Origin of the sequence: Lonsdalea britannica (assembly GCF_946477055.1) — a bacterium.
In the GTDB taxonomy this organism is placed as follows: domain Bacteria; phylum Pseudomonadota; class Gammaproteobacteria; order Enterobacterales; family Enterobacteriaceae; genus Lonsdalea; species Lonsdalea britannica_A.
Map to the genome: position 1 here is coordinate 1 of NZ_CAMKXG010000216.1, position 6,088 is coordinate 6,088.

7 protein-coding genes are annotated in these 6,088 nt (G+C 60.7%); all 7 read left to right on the forward strand.

Annotation, left to right across the window (positions count from 1 at the left end; translation table 11 throughout):
* Window positions 1-212: 212 nt before the first annotated feature.
* Window positions 213-440, forward strand: a complete 228-nt coding sequence (locus Q7O77_RS13425; RefSeq protein ID WP_304168198.1) for a Flp family type IVb pilin — start codon at window positions 213-215, stop codon at window positions 438-440.
* An 8-nt stretch (window positions 441-448) separates the two neighbouring features.
* Window positions 449-997 (forward strand): prepilin peptidase, encoded by a 549-nt coding sequence (locus tag Q7O77_RS13430; RefSeq protein WP_369696223.1) that lies wholly within the window; start codon window positions 449-451, stop codon window positions 995-997.
* A gap of 32 nt (window positions 998-1,029) precedes the next feature.
* Window positions 1,030-1,953 carry a Flp pilus assembly protein CpaB gene (cpaB, locus tag Q7O77_RS13435; protein WP_304168204.1) on the forward strand — a complete coding sequence of 308 codons (924 nt, stop codon included), beginning with the start codon at window positions 1,030-1,032 and terminating at the stop codon, window positions 1,951-1,953.
* Between the two features lie 68 nt (window positions 1,954-2,021).
* Window positions 2,022-3,482 (forward strand): type II and III secretion system protein family protein, encoded by a 1,461-nt coding sequence (locus Q7O77_RS13440; protein WP_304168206.1) that lies wholly within the window; start codon window positions 2,022-2,024, stop codon window positions 3,480-3,482.
* A gap of 16 nt (window positions 3,483-3,498) precedes the next feature.
* Window positions 3,499-4,158 (forward strand): CpaD family pilus assembly lipoprotein, encoded by a 660-nt coding sequence (locus Q7O77_RS13445; protein ID WP_304168208.1) that lies wholly within the window; start codon window positions 3,499-3,501, stop codon window positions 4,156-4,158.
* A gap of 17 nt (window positions 4,159-4,175) precedes the next feature.
* The gene (locus Q7O77_RS13450) at window positions 4,176-5,384 is read left to right on the forward strand and encodes a hypothetical protein (protein WP_304168211.1); all 1,209 of its coding nucleotides are present in this window, start codon (window positions 4,176-4,178) and stop codon (window positions 5,382-5,384) included.
* 34 nt (window positions 5,385-5,418) lie between these two features.
* Window positions 5,419-6,088: ATPase, T2SS/T4P/T4SS family (locus tag Q7O77_RS13455; RefSeq protein ID WP_304168214.1), on the forward strand; the 670-nt coding region annotated here is incomplete at its 3' end.

A 6,088-nucleotide genomic window follows, 5' to 3' on the forward strand; every position in this document is an offset into this window, starting at 1 on the left:
CCTTAGTCTCGTGGGCTCGGAGATGTGTATAAGAGACAGATAGATTGGCTTGGTTTTATTTGTTCGCATCAAAATGAATTATTTCCTGAAGATTAACGCATCTTAATGCGCTATGGCTTGTTGTTCATGATAATAAGTCTCATTATTGATTCCGTGACCCCTGTGCGTTGGCTCGGGGGATAGACGTTTAACCCGCGATGAGAGAACGGATAATGAAACAGCTGAAGGCGAAATGGCACACCTTTATCCACGATGAAAGTGGTGTGACCGCCATTGAGTACGGCATTTTGGCGGCGGCGATGGCAGCGGCTATCGGCGCGATTTTCGGCAGCGACGGTATCTTCGTCAAAGCGCTGAACGAGAAATTCAGTGAAATCGCAGACCAGATTACCGGCACAGGCACCAGCGGTTCGGGCACGACGACCACCACGACGAAATAATGACGGAGATGGTCGGGTATGTGCAGGGAGCACAAACGCTGTGGTTGACTGGCTGCCTCCTCTGGTGCGTCGGCAGCGATCTGCTTCAGCGTAGAATACCTAACCGAGCGGTCCTGATGTTGCTGCTGGGATGGATTGCGGTCGGTATTCTGACCGCCATTCTGGCGGGGACGACGGTCCGACCGGCGACCGCGATGCTGCATGCGTTGCCCGGCGCGGCGGTGGTTTTCGTCGTGGGTTTTCTGCTGTTTCTGACGGGAAGATTGGGCGCTGGCGATGTGAAGATGATGAGCGTGTTGTGCCTGTGGGTGGGCAGCGGTCAACAGCTCGCGTTTGTCATGGTCACGGCGTTGGCCGGCGGGGTGCTGGCATTGATCCTTCCCCTGCTGAATACGATCCCTCCCGCGTTAGCGCTGGGTATCGATAATCTGAATCGACGGCTGCATCTCAACATCGCGTCGCCGACGGTATTGCCTGCCGATCTTTCCCAGGGGCTTCCTTATGGCATTGCCATTGCTTTTGGTGCGGCTTATATCCTGATTTGGCCTCTGTTCTAAATAGAATCGGCGGCGCTGGGTTAAAAATTAAAATGAAATTAAATTCGACATTATTACTGTCTGGGGCCTTTATTATTGCCGGAATTATTGCGCTTGTTGTTCGTAGCCAATTATCCACACCACCAGTAGTTCATTTATCTCCGCCTCCCGCGGAAATTAAAAAAACCGCCGTATTAGTCGCGGCAAAAGCATTATATCCCGGTGACTTTATCGACGCCTCGGCTATTCGCTGGGAGGAAACGGAACAGCCCGTCACCCGCTCTTTTTATTTTATTCGCGATAAAGACAGAGAAACGCCGTTATACGGTGCCACGCTGCGGGAAAAAGTGTCCGCGGGAACGCCATTGACCAGCAATCTGCTGGTTCGACCCGGCGAGCCGGGGTTCGTCGCAGCGGTACTCAGCCCAGGTATGCGTGCCATCTCCATCCCTACCAATGCCGTCGCCAGCAACGCCGGACTGGTGTCCGCCGGTGACCGCGTCGACATCATTCTCAGCCTGCGCCGAGATGAACAGCCGCAGCTGACGCCCACCAGCGCTCAGCCACTGGTGCCGCCGGTGCTGGCGGCCCAGACCATCGTACGCAACCTGCGCGTATTGGCCCTGAATAATCAAACCGAAACCGAAGTCAGACCGCGACAGGATGTCGACGGCGACGCGACGCGCGCCACACCGGGCAGCCGGACGACGAGGGCGCCCGCCTATCAGACTGTGACCGTCGAGGCGACGCCCGAACAGGCTGAGGTGCTGGCGGTGGCGAAAGAGGTCGGGCTGCTGCATCTGGCTTTGCGCAGCGCGACGGCGGGGGAAGAGGACGAGGCACTCGCGGCTGACGGCGCACGGGTGACCACGCTGGCGGACAGCACGCGCATTTACAGCGGTTTCTCCCACAGCGGTCATCAGGTGAAAATTTTTCGGGGCGACAAGAAGGAAATCCAACAGTTCCCCTCCCGATAAGCCTGCTGGGGCGCGGCGTTAACCGTCGCCCGCAGCGGACAAGACCATCCCATAATGGAAACCAGTACATGAAGATGTTTTTTGCTCTCAGGTCAGGGTGTCGCGTGACCTGTCAACGATGGCTCTTGGTCGGCGCTTATTGGCTGGCCGGATCGGCACTTTACGCGACGGTCTTCTTCGCGACGACGCGCTTTGCAGACGCGGCGGGCGTGTCCGAGGTGGCGGAAACCAGCGTCATTCATTTGACGGTCCATCAGGGGCGGATGTTGCAACTTGATCAACTGCCGGACAGCGTTCTGGTGGCCGACCCGGAGATCGCCAGCTTCGAGCTGCCGTCGCCCGGCAACCTGTTCGTGTACGCCAAAGCGGTGGGGTCGACCACGCTGTATGCAATGGATGAAAACGGGACGGTAATCAACGCCATTCGCATCGTGTCCGAACATGACCTGGCCGCGCTGAAAGAGCGCCTGCGCCGGGAATTTCCAGCCGCCGATATCCAGTTGGAAGCCGCGATCCCCAGCGGCGTGATCGTGCGCGGCAGCGTGGATACGCCGCAAGACGCCAAACGAGTAATCGACAGCGTGCAGGCTTATATCAGTACGTCCACGTCGTCCGGCGGCGGGCAAGGCGGAGGTGGCGCACGGAGCACCGGTCTGGCGGGTGCGAGCGCCAGTTCGTCCAACGTCGTCAATCAGCTGAAAATCAAAACGCCGTCGCAAATCAATATTCGCGTCCGGGTCGTCGAAGTGTCGCGCAAGCTGACGCATGAACTGGGCTTTAACTGGGACGCCTCGCTCAATCGCGGTAGCGGCTCGATAGGTCTGGGCACCGGCACCCTGACGGACTTTTTCGACTCAACGACCAATACGTTTACCGGTTCTGAGGGCAGCAATTTTCTGGGCTTCAACATCGGGGGCGGCGACGGCTCGCTCAGCGGACTGCTGTCGGCGATGAATCAGCAGGGGATGGCTTCGGTGCTGGCGGAGCCGAATCTGACCGCCATGTCCGGCGAAACGGCCGCCTTCGCCGCGGGCGGCGAAGTCCCCATCGTCTTGATCACCAACAACAACATCAGCATCGATTACAAGTCGTACGGCGTGATCCTGCGCATGACGCCCACGCTCTTGTCCGCCAACCGCATCAGCCTGCACATTGCGCCTGAAGTCAGCGAACTGACCTCGGTCGGCTCGGTTCAACTGGAGGGCGGCTCGACCATTCCGGCGATGACCGTCAGGCGAGCTGACACCACCGTAGAGCTGGCCAGCGGCCAAAGTTTCGCGCTGGCAGGCATGCTGCGCAGCTCCAACAGCCAGACCGTGACCGGCGTTCCCGGCCTGAGCCGTATTCCGCTGCTGGGACGGGCGTTTGAGAACGAATCGTCGAGCCACGAGGAAACCGAACTGGTGATCATCGCGACGGCCTACGTGGTCGAGCCGGTCAACGCGGGCCAGCTACAGACGCCGGGACAGGGCGTGAAAGTATTGGATGCGGTGACGCCGAGCTACGGCGCCGTGGGCTATCTCTATTGAATCGCAGGACATCATCATGACTTTCACTCACCACGAACGCCTTATCGCCGCCGCCCTGTTGGCGACGCTGCTCGGCGGCTGTAGCGATCGTTCCTTGAACGACGAACGGCTCAAGCGCTTTGACCAGCCCGGCCTGACGCCGGTGACCGTCCAGCCTCGCGCGCTGGCCGTCACATTGCAGGTTGCCGCCAACGGCCGCGGACTGAACGAAGACTCGTTGCGACGCCTCAATACCCTGCTCAACCAGCAGGGACGGCTGGCGCATCAAAGCGTCACAATTACTCCGTATACGGTGCGCGGCGAACAGATCGCGACCCGTCTGGCGAGCGCTTTGAAAAACGCGGGCGCGGACGGCCAGAAGATCATCGTACTGCGTCGGGGAGCGTCGGCCGGTCAGCGCGGCGACCTGGAAGTGCTATCGCAGGCGCTGGCGGTCACCACCTCCCGCTGCCAGATCAACGACCCGAACCTACAGATGGTGAAACCGTTTGAAGGCATGGGCTACCTCGGCTGCGCCACGCAAAACAACCTGGCAATGATGGTGGCGGACCCGCGCGATCTGATTCAGGCACGTTCGCTGGACGGCGCCGACGGCGTGACGGCGGTCAACAGCATTGAGCGTTACCAGCAGGATGAGGTGAAGGCGCTCATCGATATCAACTTTGATGAAGATTGATGGGGAGCGCAAACAACATGAGTGACTCAACCGCGACGTTTACACGGGACAGCGAAGAACGGCGCGCCGAACTGGCGGCCTTTGTCCACTCGGCGGCGGAAGCCGATACGCTGCGTGACCATCTCGGTCGCCTGAAACGTGACTCTGTGACGGTGATGCCCGGCGGTCTCGCCGTGGCTCAGCAGTGGTGTGAACTGAACCTGCCGCCGCGCATCCTGCTGGCCGATTTGGACGACGAGCATTGGCCGCTGCCGATGCTGACGGCACTGCTGGCGCTGTGCGGACCGACGACGCAGGTGATCGTCACCGGCAGCAGTCAGGACGTCAGCCTGTACCGTGCGCTGCTGCAACTGGGCGTAACCGAATATCTGGTCAAGCCCTACACGCTGGATCTTCTGGCGGCCACGCTGGCGAAATGCGGCGGACAACTGATGGGGCCGGAGTACGCGCGAATGGGACGCACTGTCGCCATCGCCGGTGCCGGGGGCGGCTGCGGCGTCAGCACGCTGGCGATGGGGTTGAGTCAGCTGCTATCGCAGGAACGGCATCTGCCCGTCGCGTTGGTGGATTACGACCGCCGCAACGGCTGCCAGCTGTTGCTCTCCGGCCAGACGGAAGACGCCGGGCTGGCGGCGGTGCTGGCCAGCCCGGCGCTGGATGCCCGGCTTTTGCAACGCGCCATGCTACAGGTCAACGCCCGTCTGCATCTGTTGGCGCAGAAGCCGGAACTGGGCGCGCCGTCGCCGGTTGAGGTAGACACCGTGCTCAATCTGGGCGGCACCCTGTGCCGAATGTTCAATCAGGTGGTGTGGGATCTTCCGAGCTATTTCCCTGCGGGCGCGCTGGAGGTACTGACCTATGCCGACCTGCGCATTCTGGTGACGGAACTGACGTTACAGGACGCACGCAATCTGCGCCGCATCCTGCATGAAATCGGTGATGAAAGCGAAGGGCAGCGCTTGCTGCTGGTGCACAACCAGAGCCGTTTCAGCGGCCAGCCGCCGCTCGATCGCGGGCAGTTCGAGCACATCGTCGGACGCACTATTGATGTCACGCTGCCCTACGCCGACCGGGCGCTGGCGCAGAGTCTCAGCCTGGGCGCGATGAACGTTGCGGGCGCACCCGGTTTTCAACAGGGCCTGCGACAGCTGGCGGATTTGGTCAGCGGCGTACCGCCAAAACCGGCGAAAAAACGGTGGTACGACGGCCTGCTGCGGCGCGCCTAACGCGACCGCTGCGTTTTAATCAGGAGGGTTGGCGATGTTAATGCGAAGAAATCATGAGGCCAAACGGGAGACGTCGGCCGGGGCCGCGCCTCAGCCTGCGGCGACGTCGGCGATTGCGGAGGCCGGCACCGAAGCGCGGGTTGCCGCTCCCGTTGCGTCGGCCGCCCGTCAGAGCGATAGCCGCAGCGGTCAGCGTCGTTTGATCCGCGCCCAACTGTATGACCAGATCGACGCCGGAAAAGCGGCGGTGATGGGGCGAGAACCTCTGCTCCAGCAAATTCAGACCGCTATCCGCCACATCTGCGACGAACAACGGCTACAGCTGTCACGTCAGGAAGAGGATGCGCTGGCTGCCGAAATGCTGGATGAAATGACCGGCATCGGGCCGATCCAGCCGCTGCTGGCGGACGATACGGTGAACGACATTCTGGTCAACGGTGCCCGTCAGGTCTTCGTCGAACGCTTCGGCAAACTGGAACTGTCGCCGATTACGTTTATCGACGAAGAGCACGTCTTTAACACGGCGCAGCGCATTGCGGCCGCCGTCGGACGACGTATCGACGAAGCCAGTCCGATGGTGGACGCCCGTCTGCCGGACGGCAGCCGCGTCAACGTTATTACCTATCCGCTGGCGATAGACGGCACCACCATCTCGATTCGTAAATTCATGCGCCGCAATCTGTCGCTGGAAATGCTGGCCGAAC